Below are 16,528 nucleotides of genomic sequence, written 5' to 3'. Positions count from 1 at the left end.
GTTTGACGGCGACAAGCTTATCGCTTTTGTAGACGGCTTCGTGACCGATGAGGCGGATCTGACCGATGAAATGTATGAAAAGGCCGAAATGCACCGCGAAAACGGAGACTGGCAGATGATTTTCGGCGTCAATACCATTCCGGCTTACCGAAAAAAGGGCTACGCAGGCGAGCTCATCAAACGGGCCATTGCGGACGCCAGAGAGCAGGGCCGAAAAGGTCTGGTGCTGACCTGTAAGGATCGGCTGATTCCCTATTACGCCAAATTCGGTTTTGTAAATGAGGGCGTGTCCGAATCCGTACACGGCAATGTGGTCTGGAATCAGATGCGGTTGACCTTTTAGAAAGCAAACAGCCAAATTTTATCAGAGAAGCAAGGAACTCCCAGTGTAAAGAGCGGATTATTCCGCATAATAACTCCTGTAACAACCAATCACGAACCGCAGACAAATGGAATGTATAAAAAGATTCCCGTCTGCAGTAAGGAGGAGTTTCTTATGGCAAACAAATCTTCAAATACCGCAGCAGTACCGGAGGCAAAGGGCGCTCTTGACAAGTTCAAGTACGAGGTAGCCAGCGAGCTGGGCGTACCGCTGACCGACGGCTACAACGGCAACCTGACTTCCAAGCAGAACGGAAGCGTAGGCGGCTATATGGTAAAGAAGATGATCGAGGAACAGGAAAAGCAGATGGCCGGTAAATAAGCCCGCCCTGTTCAGAAAAGTTCGAGAAAACGTTTTTCAAAAAGAAACCTGAGTTACAGGGGACTCCGCAGCTTTGGATGAAAATCTGGGGCTGCGGTTCTTTTTCATTTTCATAAATTTAATGGATGACAAGCTCCGGACAAAATGCTATAATAAGCCAAAACGAATATAAGTTCGATTTTATATAGCAGGAGGAAACTTAAATGGTCATCTATGTGATCCGTCACGGTGAGACAGACTGGAATACAAAGCACTGGCTCCAGGGAACGACGGACATTCCCTTAAATCGAAATGGTATTGAAGTGGCGGAGATTACGTCGGAGGCGCTGAAAGGCATTCCCCTTGATGTGATTTTTTCAAGTCCGCTGAAGCGCGCCTATCAGACGGCGGAAATCATGAAACGGGAGCGGCAGATTCCCCTGATTGTGGACGAGCGCCTGAAGGAAATCAGCTTTGGCTGCTTCGAGGGTCTGTGCTGTACGGGGCCGAATTACAACATCCCGGATCCGGATTTCCCGAATTTTTTCCAGAATCCGGCTCACTATAATCCGCCGGAGGGCGGTGAATCCATTGCGGAGCTCTGTGTCCGGGGAACAGATTTTTTGACCTGGCTCATTGACCGGCCGGAGTATCAGGACAAAACTGTGCTGATATCCGCCCATGGAGCGCTTGTGAAAGCACTGTTGTCCAGTCTTCTGATTACAGATTTGAAAGATTTCTGGAAGGGCGGCGTCCATAAAAATTGCGCGGTATCGATCATTGATGTGGAGCATGGAACGGCTTCTGTGCGGCAGGAAAATGTGATCTATTATGATAAGACCAGAAGTATCAACTATTTCGAATAAATGCAGCAGGAAATGGAGCAGCGGAAATTTTACGAAGGATAAGCAGGGCTTGTCCTTCTTTTATTCTCAACAAGAAATCCTGCTATGGACAGTGCGGAGCTTTGACGCATATAATAATCATAAAACGGTTAGTTCAGGCTAATCCAAGAAAGGAGATTCTTATATGACATCAGAAATAATCCGGGGAATCTTAATACCCTTTGCAGGAACTTCCCTTGGAGCGGCCATGGTCTTTTTTATGAAAACATCCTTAAATGAACAGGTCAGCCGGGCATTGACCGGCTTTGCGGCGGGCGTCATGGTGGCAGCTTCCATCTGGAGCCTGCTGATTCCGTCCATGGAACAGTCGGCGGCCATGGGAATCTGGGCCTTCGTCCCGGCAGTTATCGGTTTCTGGGTCGGTATTTTATTTTTGCTGCTGCTTGATCACATCATCCCGCATTTACACCGGAACAGCGACGAGGCAGAGGGACCCAGAAGCCACCTGAAGCGCACGACGATGCTGGTGCTGGCCGTGACACTTCACAACATTCCCGAAGGTATGGCGGTGGGCGTGGTCTACGCGGGATGGCTCTCCGGCAATACTTATATCACCGTAACAGGTGCGCTGGCCCTGTCCATCGGTATTGCCATCCAGAACTTTCCCGAGGGCGCGATCATCTCCCTGCCTCTCCGGGCCGAGGGCGCAGGCAAGGGAAAATCCTTCCTCTACGGCGTTCTGTCCGGCGTCGTGGAACCCATTGGCGCCTTTCTGACGATTCTGGCCGCCACCCTGATTCTTCCGGCCCTTCCATATCTTTTGAGCTTTGCGGCAGGCGCCATGATGTATGTGGTCATCGAGGAACTGATTCCGGAGATGTCCGTGGGAAAACACTCAGATATCGGAACAATCTTTTTCGCTATGGGATTTACACTGATGATGGCCCTGGATGTGGCCCTGGGCTAAGCAGCCGAAAATAGAAATGGAATACAAACCAAAACAAATGGTTGCACGAAGCCTGTAAAAAAGGTAATATTATAAAATACGGGTCTGTCGAAAAATAGAACCCGTGCAGAATGATATGAGATTACAGGAGAACTAACATGAATTTAAATAGTGAAATCTGGGCGAAAGCCCCGGAGACCGAGCCGGAGCGCCAGTATTATTTCATAGAGGTCTGTAAAAAGCAGGTAGCAGAGGAAAGCGCGCGGCTTGGCCGCCCGCTGACTTTCTGCGTTACGACCTTCGGCTGTCAGATGAACGCAAGGGATTCCGAGAAGCTGACCGGAATACTGGAAAAAATTGGGTATAATCCAACGGAAGAGGATACCGCCGATTTTGTCATTTACAATACCTGTACCGTCCGTGAAAACGCCAACCTGAAGGTCTATGGCCACCTGGGCCTCTTAAAGCACCGGAAGAAAAGTAATCCCCATATGAAGATTGCTCTCTGCGGCTGCATGATGCAGGAGCCGGAAGTAGTGGAGAAGTTAAAGCAGAGCTACCGCTTCGTGGATCTGGTCTTCGGTACCCACAATATTTTTAAATTCGCGGAGCTTTTGGCGGAAAGTATGCAGAACGGCAGCATGATTGTAGATATCTGGAAGGATACGCAGGAGATCGTGGAGGAGCTTCCCGTTGAGCGGAAATACGCCTTCAAGTCTGGCGTCAACATCATGTTCGGCTGCAATAATTTCTGCAGCTACTGCATTGTGCCCTATGTGCGTGGCCGGGAGCGGAGCCGGAAGCCTGAGGACATTATCCGGGAAATCGAGAAGCTGGCTGCGGACGGTGTGACCGAGGTCATGCTGCTGGGCCAGAATGTCAATTCCTATGGAAAGAATCTGGAGAATCCCATGACCTTTGCGCAGCTTCTCCGCGAGGTGGAGAAGATTGACGGCATTCGCCGGATCCGTTTTATGACGTCTCATCCGAAGGATCTGTCCGACGAGCTGATTCGGGTTATGAAGGAATCGAAGAAGATCTGCCGTCATCTGCACCTGCCCCTGCAGTCCGGAAGCAGCCGGATCTTAAAGGCCATGAACCGTAAGTACACCAAGGAGCAGTATCTGGAGCTGGCGGAGAAGATTCGCAGGGAGATCCCGGATATTTCCCTGACTACCGATATTATCGTGGGCTTCCCGGGCGAGACTGACGAGGACTTCGAGGAGACCCTGGATGTGGTGCGGAAAGTCCATTACGATAACGCGTATACCTTTATCTATTCCAAACGAACCGGAACGCCTGCTGCCGCCATGGAAAATCAGGTGCCGGATGTGGACAATAAAGTCCGTTTTGACAAGCTCCTGGCGCTGGTACAGAGCTGTGCCAGAGAGCAGACCGCCCGCTATACCGGAACTGTTCAGGAGGTCCTGATTGAGGAGGTCAACGACCACAAGCCCGGTTATGTGACAGGCCGCATGAGCAACAACCTGCTGGTTCATTTCCCGGGCGAAGCGTCCTGGATCGGACAGTATGTCAATGTCAGTCTGGACGAATGTAAGGGCTTTTATTTCATGGGAACTGTCGTTTAAAGGAGAAAGTCTATGGAGAACAGACGCTGCTGTCTAAGGCACACCTATCTTGCGGTAAAGACGCAGGCGGATAAATCCTTCGGGGGAAATCAGAACTGGGCCACCGGTTATATGATGCGGAAATACGGCTGCGGCGTGGTGGCCATGGGCGACGTGCTGATTTATCTGGGCATTCACCGGCTGCCCTGCAATACGGATCTGTTGTACGGCATGCTGCGGGAGGACGGCTGCCTTTCTTATCCCCGCTATGAGCGTTATCTGCGTAAGATGAACAAGCGCTATCTGGGCATTATCCCGGGCTTCGGCGTGCCAAATTTCCAGCTTGCCCGGGCGATGAACCGGTATTTTCGCCATTACCGGATCGATCTACGTGCCAGATGGTGTTTAAGCTCCGGTAAAATGTTGGAGCGCATTCAGGACAGTCTGTCAAAGGACTATCCGGTGATTCTGGCCATCGGTCAGAACATTCCTTTCTGGCGGAAGAAAAAGCTGACCCTGTACCGCCAGGAAAACGGCGTCTATCTGCCTGCCACCGAGACAAAGGCTCATTATGTGGTGGTCACCGGTATGGAGAACGGCTATCTGCAGATTTCTTCCTGGGGAAAAGAATATTTTATTTCCTGGAAGGAATATCAGGAATACGGGAAAAAATACAGCAGCTTCTGGGCCAGCAATATCTGCCTGATTCAGGAAAAGAAGGGGAAGAAGCATGAATAACTATTTTGCCATGATGTCCCGGATGAAATACATCGACCGCTGGGCGCTGATGCGCAATACCCGGGCAGAGAACTTAAGTGAGCACAGCCTGGAGGTCTCTATGATTGCCCACGCGCTGGCTGTGATTGGCAACACTTATCTGGGCAAAGAGCTGAATACGGATCGGGCCGCGGTGCTTGGCATGTACCATGATGCGACGGAGATCATTACCGGGGATATGCCGACACCCATAAAATATTATAACCCGGAGATTCGGCATACCTATAAGGAAATCGAACAGAAGGCGGGTCAGACTCTTCTTTCCATGCTTCCGGAAGAAATGCGCGTATCCTATGAAGGAATATTTACGAATCAGGAGGAAGACGCTTATCTCTGGAAGCTTGTAAAAGCTGCGGATAAGCTGTCAGCCTATATCAAATGTATCGAAGAGGAGGGGTGCGGCAATCGGGAATTTGTCCGTGCCAGAGAGACAACCCTGGAGCAGCTTCACCGGCTTAAGGTGCGGGAGGCAGAGCTGTTTTTGACCTATTTTATAGATGCCTACGGAAAAAATCTGGATGAACTGACAGGAGAAGAACAATGAGTGAAAACAGAGATTTTGATTTTTGCCCGCGCTGCGGAGCCCTGATGCAGGACGGTGTCTGCCGGAGCTGCGGTTACAGCGGACGGTTTGGCAGCGTACAGCAGCCGACGCAGAATTACGGAATGGGAAACAGTCCGAAGAAAAAGAAGACGAAAGGCTGGGTGATCATCTTAAGCATTCTCGGCGCCATACTTCTGATTAGCGCTCTGATTGCGGTTACCATGAATGTGAGCCGCCTGATTTTCCATGCCGCGCAGGATACGGTGGGAAGCTCCGATTATTATGACGACTATGGCGACTACTACGATGATTCTGAAGATTATGAACCGAGTGAAGACGACGCGTATTATAAGGAAATCGTGGACGACATCAATGAGGACGCAGCTTATACCATTGACTGGCTGACCGAGTCCCGCTGGGCGTCCGAGGGTGACGATACTACAGGGTATTACGTGACTTATCCGGAGCTTCGGGCGAAGGATGCGGATAATGGAGCCGATTATTCGACCGTTAATGCGGCGATAAAACGGGCTGCGGAGCAATATAAGGATTCCTATGCGGATTTCACAGACAGTGTGACGACCAGCGGCTATGTGACCTATATGGATGACGAGAAAATCAGCGTGGTATTTCAGCATCGGCTTCCGGAGGGCGAAAGTACGCTTCCGAAGCTGACTGCCCTGAATTTCCGGCTTGAGACCGGCGAGCAGATTGCTCCATCGGAAATGATTGCCATTGACGATGAATTGGTTATGCGCTTCCGGGCACAGGATCAGACCCAGAATGGCGGGGTAGATTTCGTCACCAACAGCACAGATGAGGAATTGTTGAAGCTTCTGTCTGATCCCCGGGAGTCCGCGTACTTCTATTCCAAAGCAGGACTGGAAGTGGGCTTCAATTATGAGAGTGAAGAATACGGAAAGGGCTGGGTCAGCGTGACCTTAAAGGAACGTGCCCTGTAGAGGAGACTGTATGTTTTATATCGGAAGTCATATTTCATCGGCCAAAGGCTATGAAGCAATGGGAAAGCAGGCGCTGAAGCTGGGGGCCGGTACCTTTGCCTTTTTTACCCGCAATCCCCGGGGCGGCAACGCCAAAGCCATCGACCCGGCAGACGTGGAACGGTTTCAGGGTATTGCGCGGGAAAACGAGTTTGGAAAAATTGTGGCCCATGCGCCCTATACATTGAACGCCTGTTCCGATAAGGCGGACACCCGCCGCTTCGCGGGCGAGACTTTTCGGGATGACCTGAAGCGCATGGAGTATACGCCCGGCAATTATTATAACTTTCATCCCGGCAGTCACGTGGGGCAGGGTGCAGAAGAGGGAATTCGCCTGATCAGCGAGATGCTGAACGCTTCTCTGTCTCGGGACATGACCACCACGGTGCTTCTGGAGACCATGGCCGGAAAGGGCAGCGAGGTGGGAAGAAGCTTTGAAGAGCTTAAGGAAATTCTCGACCGGACAGAGCTTTCTGAGAAGCTGGGCGTTTGCCTGGATACCTGTCATGTATGGGACGCAGGCTATGACATCGTTGGCGATCTGGATGGTATACTTACGGAATTTGACAAAGTAATCGGTCTGAATCGTCTGAAAGCCATTCACCTGAACGACAGTCTGAATGATCGCGGCAGCCATAAGGATCGTCACGCCCGCATCGGCGAGGGGCACATCGGCTGGGAGGCCTTCACCCGTATTATCAATCATCCGGCGCTCCGGGATCTTCCCTTTATTCTGGAGACGCCAAATGACGACGCAGGCTGGACGGATGAGATTGCGAGACTTCGGGCTGCGCGCATTTAAACCTTAAATTTTTCGAAAGAGCATTGTCTTTTTATATACCAAACGGTATAATAAAGGTAGCAAAAACAGTATCTATATTTTAGGGAGATGAGACTATGAGGCTGACATTTCTGGGTGCGGATCACGAGGTGACAGGCAGCTGTCATATGCTTGAGACCTGCAAAAAGGTGATACTTGTAGACTGTGGTATGGAACAGGGGCCGGACATCTATGAAAATCAGGAAATTCCGGTGAATCCTGCTGATATTGACTATGTGCTTCTGACCCATGCGCACATTGATCATTCGGGTCTGCTGCCTTTATTGTACAAACGGGGCTTTAAGGGGACTATTTTTTCCACTTATGCCACCAGCGATCTCTGTGAGGTCATGCTCCGCGACAGTGCCCACATTCAGGAGTTTGAGGCGGAATGGCGGAATCGAAAGGCAAAGCGTGCCGGAAAGCCGGAATATGTGCCGCTGTATACCATTGCGGATGCGGACGGCGCGTCGAAACTGTTCTGTGGCTGTCCGTACGGAGAAAGGATTCATCTTGCGGACGGAATTGATATCCGGTTTACCGATGTGGGACATCTGCTTGGTTCGGCGTGTATTGAGGTCTGGCTCCAGGAAGACGGTGTCGAGAAAAAGCTAGTATTCTCCGGTGACATCGGCAATCTTCATCAGCCGATATTAAAGGATCCGACTCATGTGGAAACCGCGGATTATGTACTGATTGAGTCTACATACGGCGACCGCAGTCATGGTCCGAAGCCGGACTATGTAAAGGAGCTAACCCGGATTATCCAGGAGACCTTTGACCGTGGCGGCAATGTGGTAATTCCGTCTTTCGCGGTAGGACGTACCCAGGAGATGCTGTATTTTCTGCGGGAGATCAAGGCAAAGAAGCTGATACACGGACATGACGGCTTCAAGGTCTACGTAGATAGTCCTCTGGCAGTACAGGCCACCACCATTTTCAATAAAAACATGTATGATTGTTTTGATGAGGAGACATTGGCGCTTGTAAAGAAAGGTATCAATCCCATCAGTTTTCCGGGTTTAAGCCTTTCAATTACCAGTGACGAGTCTAAAATGATCAATTTTGACGATGAGCCGAAGGTGATTCTCTCCGCGTCCGGTATGTGCGAGGCGGGGCGTATCCGTCATCATTTGAAGCACAATCTGTGGCGACAGGAAAGCACAGTTCTGTTCGTGGGCTATCAGGCAGTCGGCACACTGGGCCGTTCTCTGGTGGAGGGCGCGAACGAAGTGAAGCTTTTTGGCGAGCCGGTGGAAGTTAAGGCGCACATTGAAGTTCTGGCCGGTATCAGTGGTCATGCAGATAAGGAAGGCCTGATTAGCTGGATTCAGGGTTTTCGTACAAAGCCTCAGCGGGTCTTCGTGGTACATGGCGAGGATCAGGTCTGCGATACCTTTGCAGCCTGCCTGCATGAGGAGTACGGCTTTACCACCACGGCACCCTATACCGGAGAAATCTGGGATCTGGCCACCAACAGCCGGATTGCAGAGGGCAATCAGGAGCGCATTGTAAAGGAGCAGCGTAAGAACGCGAAGGCAGGAATGACTGTATACGATCGTCTGGTGGAGACCGGTAAACGCCTGATGCGGCTCATTGATCAGTGTAAGGGCTGGACCAATAAGGATATTGCGAAGCTGGCGGATCAGATCCAGGCTCTTTGCGATAAATGGGAAAAATAACACAGGGGGATCATAAGATGGACACAAATGACAAGAATGAAATGAGCCCGGCGGAGCGTCGGCACAGGGCGGCAGCCAGAAAGCGCCGTCAGGAAGAGATGAAGCGCAGAAAGTGCCGCCGGGCACTCCTGTTTGTAGTGATTATACTGGTTGTGGCAGTCATCGCAGGCGGTATCATAGTTGCGGTTTCAAAGTTCACAGGCGGCGGAAGTGGTGTGAAGATTTCCGCACAGGGCAGTACCTATGTGATTGCCATTGATCCGGGACACGGCGGCCGGGATACCGGTATGAGCAGCGCGGCTATTGAGGAAAAAGAAGCGGATCTGAACATCTGTGCGAAGCTGAAAATCATGTTGGAAAGTCAGGGCTATCAGGTGGTGATGACACGGGAGGACGATTCCTATCTGTCCAAGGAGGAACGTGTGGCGGCAGTCAACGCATCCGGCGCGGATCTTCTGGTCAGCGTACACTGCAACTATTCCGAGGATGACAGCAGTCAGAGCGGCGTACATGTCAATTATGCGAATGACGACAAGGAAAGCAAGTCTCTGGCAGAGAATATCGACGCAGCCCTGGTAAAGGAGACCGGTGCGAAGGATCAGGGAAGTAATTCCTGCGATTTTTCCATTGTAAATGATACGGATATGCCGGCGGTTCTGGTGGAGGCCGGTTACCTGAGCAACGAGAGTGAAGGCAGTGAGCTGGCGGACGACGTCTACGAGAACAGCGTAGCGAAAGGCATTGCCAAGGGCGTGCTGGCAACTTTGAACCGCTAATTCTGATGAAGTATGTAGATTTGCCAGAGCTTTCGGCCTTTATCATGGAAAAGGTTATCGGGCTGATAGGTGACTGGATGGAATTGTTCCACAAGGGGCGTCTGATGACGCCCCTTTAACTGTGCCATATAAAAGGTACGTTCCCAGGGCGCGGCTGGGGTGGAGCTTTATACCGGGCGGAAGATGCCGGTGGAAGAGATCCGGGAAGATCTAAATGTCTGCCCCAGATCTGTCATCTTACCTCCCCTGCAAATTCAAATTGACGCAGACCGGAAGATATACTAAAATAAAATTGATTTGCATGGAGGTAACAGTATGAATATATTTCTGATAGGATTTATGGGAACCGGAAAGAGTACCATTTCCGCTGTACTGGGAAAGGAGCTTTCCACAGAAGTCATAGAAATGGACGAGCTCATCGTAAAGCGCCAGGGGATGCCCATTTCCCAGATTTTTGAGACCCGGGGCGAGGAGTACTTCCGGGAGCTGGAAACGGGACTTCTGGTGGAACTGCAGCAAAGGGACGGCGTCATCGTTTCCTGCGGAGGCGGCACGCCCATGCGGGAGTGCAATGTGGCCGAGATGAAAAAGAGCGGCATCATCGTACTTCTGACCGCCCGGCCGGAGACCATCTTTGAGCGGGTGCGTTACAGCCATAACCGGCCACTGATTGAGCACAATAAAACTGTAGAATATATCGCCGAGCTTCTTGAGAAGCGTCGGGAAAAATATGAGGCGGCAGCCGATGTGACCATCGCCACAGACGGCAAGGACACCCGGGAGATCTGCAGGGAGATTCAGGACAGCGTAAAAGAATGGGAGAAGCAGTCATGTTAAAGGAGCTAGTTTTAAAGAATCGAAGTTATCGCGGATTCGATCCATCGGTGCGTCTTACCAGAGAAGAACTTCTGGAGCTGGTTGACCTGGCACGCTACACAGCATCCAGCGTCAACGAACAGCCTCTGCGATACTACATTGCCTGGGAAAAAGAAGAGGTGGAGCAGATTCTGCCCCTGACCATGTGGGCGAAGGCTCTGAAAGAAATGAAGCTCCCCCATCCGGGCAAGGAGCCTGCTGCCTTCATCATCATTTGCCAGGATATGAACATCAGCTCCAACACCACCCGGTTCCAACGGGATGTGGGCGTGGTGGCTCAGACGATGCTGTTGGGCGCAGTGGAAAAAGGCTTCGGCGGCTGCATGATCGGAAGCTTCCATAAGCCTCAGCTGAAGGAACTACTGAATCTGCCGGAGGGCGTGGAGCCGAATCTGATTGTGGCTCTTGGCAAGCCTGCGGAAAAAGTGGTGCTGACCGATGTGGGGGAAGATGGAAGTACAAAATATTACCGGGACGCGGAGGACACCCATTATGTTCCCAAGCGGTGTCTGAAAGAACTGGTGCTGGAGGCAAAATGAACCGAACGATAGAAATCTATACGGTTTATCAACGATGCGGAAACCATAGCGGAGGCAGAGAAGCATAACAGGAAAAAAGGATTCCAATATATATTTACGGGATCCTTTTTTTATGTCATTTCTTTACAGAGAGGGTAAAGAACGCTATAATAAACAAGACTTATTTTAAAATGAAAAGGGATACAGAAGATATGAATGAAATGACACAGACAAATACAACACAGATCAATCCTCTGGGCACAGAACCGGTGGGACAGCTTCTTCGGAAATTCGCGGTTCCCAGCATTGTAGCCATGCTGGTCAACGCCCTTTACAACATGGTTGACCAGATTTTTATCGGCCACAGTATCGGGGAGCTGGGAAACGCAGCGACCAATGTGGCCTTCCCCCTGACCACCAGCTGTACCGCCCTGGCCCTGCTGTTTGGTATCGGAGCGGCCTCCGCTTTTAACCTGTCCATGGGACGGGGCGAGAAGGATAAGGCCCTTTATTATATTGGAAACGCGGCGGTCATGATGTTTGGAAGCGGCATTGTACTGTTTCTGATTGCGGAACTTTTCCTGGATCCCATGTTGATCTTTTTCGGTTCGCCGGATAATGTTCTGGGACTGGCCCGGGAATACGTACGTATTGTAGCCGTTGGATTTCCGTTTCTGATTCTGACCTCCGGCGGAGCCCACCTGGTCCGGGCGGACGGAAGTCCCAATTATTCCATGGCCTGCAACCTGACCGGGGCTCTGATCAATACCATTCTGGATCCGATTCTGATTTTCGGCTTCAAGATGGGAATGACCGGAGCGGCCCTTGCTACGATCACCGGTCAGATAATCTCTGCCTTTCTGGTGTTCCGCTATCTCCGTCATTACAAGGCAGGACCATTTACCAGAGAGCATCTCCGGCCCAGAATGATTTATCTGGGCTACGCCATGACGCTGGGTATGGCTCAGTGCTTTAATCAGCTGGCTATGATGCTGGTGCAGATTGTCATGAACAATTCCCTGCGCCATTACGGCGCCCTGTCTGTATACGGAGAGGCCATTCCGCTAGCCTGCTCCGGCATTATCAATAAGGTCAGCTTTATGTTTTTTGCTTTCTGTATCGGAATTGCTCAGGGAATGCAGCCCATTGCCAGCTTCAATTACGGCGCGAGAAATTATGACCGGGTAAAGAAGGTCATTTTCCTGAGCCTGTCGGCAGGACAGATCATCTGTATTACCGCCTTCTGCCTGTTCCAGATTTTCCCATTGCAGATCACGGCGCTGTTCGGAAATGGCTCAGATCTGTATTTCTCCTTTGCGGAGCGGTATTTCCGGGTTTACCTGTTCTTTACCTTTATCAATAATCTGCAGCCCATGTCCTCTACCTTTTTTTCCTCTATCGGAAAGCCGAAGAAGGGAACCTTCCTGTCTCTGACCCGGCAGATTATTTTCCTGCTGCCCTTATTGGTTATCCTGCCCCTGTTCCTGGGGATTGACGGTATCATGTACGCGGGCCCCATTGCAGACTGCCTGGCGGCTGTGATTTCCGGAATTTTCCTGGCCGGGGAGCTGAAGAAAATGGGCACGGAAGCCGAACGGTAATTCGATTCTGCAGAGGCTTTGACAAATTTATTTATTATGGTTCAACAGTGTTTTGATGTCTTCCTCCGGCGTTGTAATCGGTGCAATTCCATAATTTTCCACCAGAAAATTCAGAATATTGGGAGACAAAAACGCCGGAAGAGAAGGACCAAGACGGATGTTTTTAATACCCAGGTGCAAGAGCGTCAGCAGGATGCAGACGGCCTTCTGTTCGTACCAGGAGAGAACGAAGGAAAGCGGAAGCTCATTTACGGAACATCCGAAGGCGTCCGCAAGTGCCACGGCAACCTGGATTGCGCCATAAGCATCATTACACTGTCCCATATCCATCAGCCGCGGCAGCCCGCCGATTTCGCCCAGATCGAGATCATTGAAACGGAACTTGCCACAAGCCAGAGTGAGGATGATGCTGTCAGAAGGTGTCTGTTTCACGAATTCTGTGTAATAGTTTCGACCTGGTTTAGCTCCATCACAGCCGGCAACCAGGAAGAAATGGCGGATTGCACCTGCTTTTACTGCCTCAACTACAGTTCCTGCATGGGACAGGATGGCTGCATGACCAAAACCAGTTGTCACTTTTGTACCGCCGTTGATGCCTGTGAGTATCTGATCTTCTTTGTAACCACCCAGTTCCAATGCTTTTTCAATGACCGGCGTGAAATCTTTCTTCTCATCGATATGGACAGCACCTGGGAAAGCAACTACTTCTGTTGTAAATACTCTGTCAGCGTAACTGCTTTTGGGCGGCATCAGACAGTTGGTAGTGTAAAGAATCGGAGCTGGAAGATGATCAAACTCTTTCTGCTGATTCTGCCATGCAGTTCCAAAATTCCCTTTTAAGTGAGAGAATTTCTTTAAGAATGGATAAGCATGGGCAGGGAGCATTTCACCGTGGGTATAGATATTGATTCCTTTTCCCTCTGTCTGTTCAAGTAAAAGCTGCAGATCCTTCAGATCATGTCCGGTCACAACAATAAAGGGTCCTTTTTCTACGGTAAGAGTAACTGCAGTCGGTTCTGGTGTTCCGTAAGTTTCTGTATTTGCCTTGTCAAGGAGTGCCATGCACTTCAGATTGATTTCTCCTACTTTCAGCACAACAGGAAGCAGTGTCTCCACACTTTCTTCGTAACCAATCCTAAATAATGCCTCGCAGAAGAACCGATTCACGTCGGCGTCTTCGTAATTCAGAACGTTTGCATGATAGGCATAGGCTGGCATTCCGCGAATTCCGAAAAGAATAAGAGATTTCAAAGAGCGGACATCTTCATCGGCATCCCACAGCTGCTGCATATCGTATTCGTCTGTTTTTCCGCAGGTTGACTGACATTTACTGCAGTCAGGAACCAATCTTTCTTTCTCGGCTCTGACTTTTTGTATCATATTTTGAATCGCTGCATCATCAAAACTCACATTTGTAACGGTAGTAAACAGTCCTTCGATTATAACTTGTGAAGTTCTTTTGGAAATAGTTTCTGCGCCATCGACTGCTCTTGCAAGACCGATCAACGCACCCGTCAGTTCATCCTGCAATCTGGCTGTATCTGCCTTTTTCCCACAGACACCGGCATTTCCTGTGCAGCCGGTACATCCCACTGTCTGTTCACACTGATAACAAAACATTTTTGTATTCATTTTCGTATTCTCCTTTTATTCTAATATTTTTCCATCAATACTTATTGTTACAACCTGCCATGGTATAAATTTTCCACTGCTTTGAAGGGCTTTTCTTGCTGCCATTTCCAGTCCACCACAGCATGGAACTTCCATTCTTACAATTGTCACACTTTGAATGTTGTTATTTTGAATAATCTCGGTCAGTTTCTCACTATAATCCACCTGATCTAATTTTGGACAACCAATTAAAGTTACCTTATTTCGAATAAAATCCTGATGAAAGCTGGCATAAGCGTAAGCAGTACAATCAGCTGCGATTAAAAGCTTTGCACCGTTAAAATATGGTGCATTAACAGGAGCCAGTTTAATCTGTACCGGCCAGTTCTGAAGCTTTGGCACCGAGTGTGCAGACATTGCCTGATTTTTGACAAATAGTTTCTTCTGTGCTTCTTTCACGGCTTCTTCATCATATGCGGGTGCTTCTCTTTCCTCAAATGAAATGGCACCTGTGGGACATTCCGGAAGACAGTCGCCCAGTCCGTCACAGAAATGTTCTCTCACCAATTCCGCTTTTCCGTTAATGATATCAATGGCACCTTCGTGGCAGGCATCTGCACAGACACCGCAGCCGTTGCATTTGTCTTTATCAATCCTGATAATCTTTCTTATCATTTCTATCCTCCGTCAATAGCATTTAACTTCTGTTTCTGGTAGAATCATAGTATAATAAACACAACTTGTATGTTTGATTTCCAACAGGAGGAGCGATTTTGAAAAAATATTTAACCATTCTAAGAAACAGTCCATTTTTTAAAGGCCTTACGGATAACGAAATATTATCTATCCTGCAATGTGTAAATGCAACAATCATTTCCAAAGAACGAGACTCTTATATTTTCAGAGCAGGGGATTCTACCGAGGTAATGGGACTTGTGGCATCGGGCTGTGTCCTTGTGATACAGGAAGACCTTTGGGGACATCGGAATATTCTGTCTAAATGTCATGCCGGTGATTTCTTTGGGGAGCCCTATGCGGCAAGCCCAGGAGCTGTTCTGAATATCAGTGTGGTAGCAGATGAGGAGTGTGAGATTATCCTGTTAAATGTCCAGAGGCTTCTGGTTACCTGCCCGACTGCATGCGGACATCATCAGAAGCTGATTCGTAACCTGGTCAGTGTGCTGGCAAATAAGATACTGCTCCTGAACGATAAGATCACGCATGTTGGCAAGCGAACGACCAGGGATAAACTACTGTCCTATCTGTCAGCAGAATCCACCAGACATTCGTCGTTGTCCTTTGACATTCCTTTTGACCGGCAGCAGTTGGCGGATTATCTTTGTATTGATCGGGCGGCAATGTCTACAGAAATATCAAAATTACAAAAAGAAGGCTTTATAAAAACAAATCGAAATCACTTTGAATTGAATGTTTCCGGTGATGTAGATACAAGAATAAAAATGTGATATCTTATATCATGGAAAACATAGGATTAATTTTAAGGCTGTTATATGTGAAAAAGGAGGAAGGTATCTGATCGGGTTCAGTATCTGATTGCACATCATCATACCTATAATAATATTGATGAAATGGATTATCAGATCTTGGTAGAGGCTGATTTTCTGGTAAACATCATGGAGGATGGCTTATCGAAAGAAGCAGCTTTAAAAGCCTATCATAATATTTTTAAAACAGCATGCGGAAAAATGATTTGCAGAGAGATGTTTCATATTTGACAGTAAACAATCTAGCAGATAACTAATGAAAATAGAATATTGTGAGCGAAGTAAGGCGTGAGTCATAGAAATGTGGCTTGCGTCTTTTCCTTTGCCTGAAAGGAAGTGATAAGTTTGAACAAGAAGTTTTTGAAGCATTATATGGAAACCAATCCGGAAGGGACAGCACAGACCTATATCTTTCTGGTGGACAATCAGGATGGAAGGGTGAAAAGCCTGATTTGTAAGCTTCTCACCCTTCATTATCATAGAAGAATCTAATTTCCAGAGATTTTCTTGCTATATCTTGTAATTGAGCATACGAACAAGTTCTGTTTGTTCGTAACCTTTTTTCTATATCAAAAAACTTCTGTTACCTATATTTTTGTGCAGAAGGAAATTTTTATTCTTGCTATGATAGCATCACAACAAACATCAAGAGTTGAGTGTTTCGTTGGAGCAGTAGGAAACCAGTTTAGGGTAATCAGTAATTTCTATCCATTTACGGTGCGAGGCAATGATTTTTTCCTTGCGGAGTCTGGCCAGGTTATTTGTAACATTAACAA

General features: G+C 48.9%; 18 protein-coding genes and 1 pseudogene. 17 read left to right on the top strand and 2 right to left on the bottom strand.

Going from position 1 to position 16,528, the window contains the following annotated elements; genetic code table 11:
* The 14 genes from ACTRC3_RS09975 to ACTRC3_RS09910 form a co-directional block, all read left to right on the top strand.
* A partial coding sequence (locus tag ACTRC3_RS09975) for a GNAT family N-acetyltransferase (protein WP_440322956.1) occupies positions 1–343 on the top strand: 343 nt, incomplete at its 5' end.
* 153 nt (positions 344–496) lie between these two features.
* Positions 497–703 carry an alpha/beta-type small acid-soluble spore protein gene (locus tag ACTRC3_RS09970; RefSeq protein ID WP_178040102.1) on the top strand — a complete coding sequence of 69 codons (207 nt, stop codon included), beginning with the start codon at positions 497–499 and terminating at the stop codon, positions 701–703.
* Positions 704–906: 203 nt separating this feature from the next.
* Positions 907–1,548 (top strand): histidine phosphatase family protein, encoded by a 642-nt coding sequence (locus ACTRC3_RS09965; protein ID WP_440322955.1) that lies wholly within the window; start codon positions 907–909, stop codon positions 1,546–1,548.
* A gap of 163 nt (positions 1,549–1,711) precedes the next feature.
* Positions 1,712–2,494: a ZIP family metal transporter gene (locus tag ACTRC3_RS09960; protein WP_349163917.1), complete on the top strand. Its 783-nt coding sequence runs from the start codon at positions 1,712–1,714 to the stop codon at positions 2,492–2,494.
* Between the two features lie 137 nt (positions 2,495–2,631).
* Positions 2,632–4,062, top strand: a complete 1,431-nt coding sequence (gene miaB / locus ACTRC3_RS09955) for a tRNA (N6-isopentenyl adenosine(37)-C2)-methylthiotransferase MiaB (protein WP_440322954.1) — start codon at positions 2,632–2,634, stop codon at positions 4,060–4,062.
* 12 nt (positions 4,063–4,074) lie between these two features.
* A complete protein-coding gene (locus ACTRC3_RS09950; RefSeq protein WP_178040098.1) occupies positions 4,075–4,779 on the top strand; it encodes a hypothetical protein in 705 nt (234 codons plus the stop codon).
* On the top strand, positions 4,772–5,362 hold the full coding sequence (yfbR, locus tag ACTRC3_RS09945) for a 5'-deoxynucleotidase (RefSeq protein ID WP_349163915.1): 591 nt from the start codon (positions 4,772–4,774) through the stop codon (positions 5,360–5,362). Before ACTRC3_RS09950 ends, yfbR begins: the two co-directional genes overlap by 8 nt.
* Positions 5,359–6,324 carry a hypothetical protein gene (locus tag ACTRC3_RS09940; protein ID WP_440322953.1) on the top strand — a complete coding sequence of 322 codons (966 nt, stop codon included), beginning with the start codon at positions 5,359–5,361 and terminating at the stop codon, positions 6,322–6,324. The genes yfbR and ACTRC3_RS09940 overlap by 4 nt, the downstream gene beginning before the upstream one ends.
* 10 nt (positions 6,325–6,334) lie before the next feature.
* Positions 6,335–7,165, top strand: coding sequence for a deoxyribonuclease IV (locus tag ACTRC3_RS09935; RefSeq protein WP_440322952.1), 831 nt, complete (start codon positions 6,335–6,337; stop codon positions 7,163–7,165).
* A 95-nt stretch (positions 7,166–7,260) separates the two neighbouring features.
* Complete coding sequence (locus tag ACTRC3_RS09930) at positions 7,261–8,865, top strand: MBL fold metallo-hydrolase RNA specificity domain-containing protein (RefSeq protein WP_440322951.1); 1,605 nt, start codon at positions 7,261–7,263, stop codon at positions 8,863–8,865.
* 17 nt (positions 8,866–8,882) lie between these two features.
* Complete coding sequence (locus ACTRC3_RS09925; RefSeq protein ID WP_178040093.1) at positions 8,883–9,641, top strand: N-acetylmuramoyl-L-alanine amidase; 759 nt, start codon at positions 8,883–8,885, stop codon at positions 9,639–9,641.
* A 315-nt stretch (positions 9,642–9,956) separates the two neighbouring features.
* A complete protein-coding gene (locus tag ACTRC3_RS09920) occupies positions 9,957–10,478 on the top strand; it encodes a shikimate kinase (RefSeq protein WP_349163909.1) in 522 nt (173 codons plus the stop codon).
* Positions 10,472–11,056: a nitroreductase family protein gene (locus ACTRC3_RS09915; RefSeq protein ID WP_440322950.1), complete on the top strand. Its 585-nt coding sequence runs from the start codon at positions 10,472–10,474 to the stop codon at positions 11,054–11,056. Before ACTRC3_RS09920 ends, ACTRC3_RS09915 begins: the two co-directional genes overlap by 7 nt.
* Positions 11,057–11,247: 191 nt before the next feature.
* Positions 11,248–12,636: an MATE family efflux transporter gene (locus ACTRC3_RS09910; protein ID WP_440322949.1), complete on the top strand. Its 1,389-nt coding sequence runs from the start codon at positions 11,248–11,250 to the stop codon at positions 12,634–12,636.
* 27 nt (positions 12,637–12,663) lie between these two features.
* Here ACTRC3_RS09910 and hcp read toward each other — a convergent pair whose 3' ends face one another.
* On the bottom strand, positions 12,664–14,268 hold the full coding sequence (gene hcp, locus ACTRC3_RS09905; protein ID WP_440322948.1) for a hydroxylamine reductase: 1,605 nt from the start codon (positions 14,266–14,268) through the stop codon (positions 12,664–12,666).
* A 15-nt stretch (positions 14,269–14,283) separates the two neighbouring features.
* Complete coding sequence (locus ACTRC3_RS09900) at positions 14,284–14,922, bottom strand: 4Fe-4S binding protein (RefSeq protein WP_178040086.1); 639 nt, start codon at positions 14,920–14,922, stop codon at positions 14,284–14,286.
* Positions 14,923–15,020: 98 nt separating this feature from the next.
* Between ACTRC3_RS09900 and ACTRC3_RS09895 the strand changes: the two genes are divergently transcribed.
* The 3 genes and pseudogenes from ACTRC3_RS09895 to ACTRC3_RS09885 all read left to right on the top strand — a co-directional run bounded on the left by ACTRC3_RS09895 (position 15,021) and on the right by ACTRC3_RS09885 (position 16,244).
* Positions 15,021–15,713: a Crp/Fnr family transcriptional regulator gene (locus tag ACTRC3_RS09895; RefSeq protein ID WP_440322947.1), complete on the top strand. Its 693-nt coding sequence runs from the start codon at positions 15,021–15,023 to the stop codon at positions 15,711–15,713.
* A gap of 63 nt (positions 15,714–15,776) precedes the next feature.
* A pseudogene (locus ACTRC3_RS09890) lies at positions 15,777–15,983 on the top strand (HD domain-containing protein); the annotation flags it as partial.
* A gap of 114 nt (positions 15,984–16,097) precedes the next feature.
* Complete coding sequence (locus ACTRC3_RS09885) at positions 16,098–16,244, top strand: hypothetical protein (protein ID WP_440322946.1); 147 nt, start codon at positions 16,098–16,100, stop codon at positions 16,242–16,244.
* The last annotated feature ends 284 nt before the right edge of the window (positions 16,245–16,528 follow it).

It is taken from the genome of Laedolimicola sp. (assembly GCF_051972735.1).
GTDB lineage: Bacteria > Bacillota > Clostridia > Lachnospirales > Lachnospiraceae > Laedolimicola > Laedolimicola intestinihominis.
The sequence above is the reverse complement of the archived record's forward strand: the minus strand, read 5'-3'. Positions and strand labels throughout refer to the sequence as shown.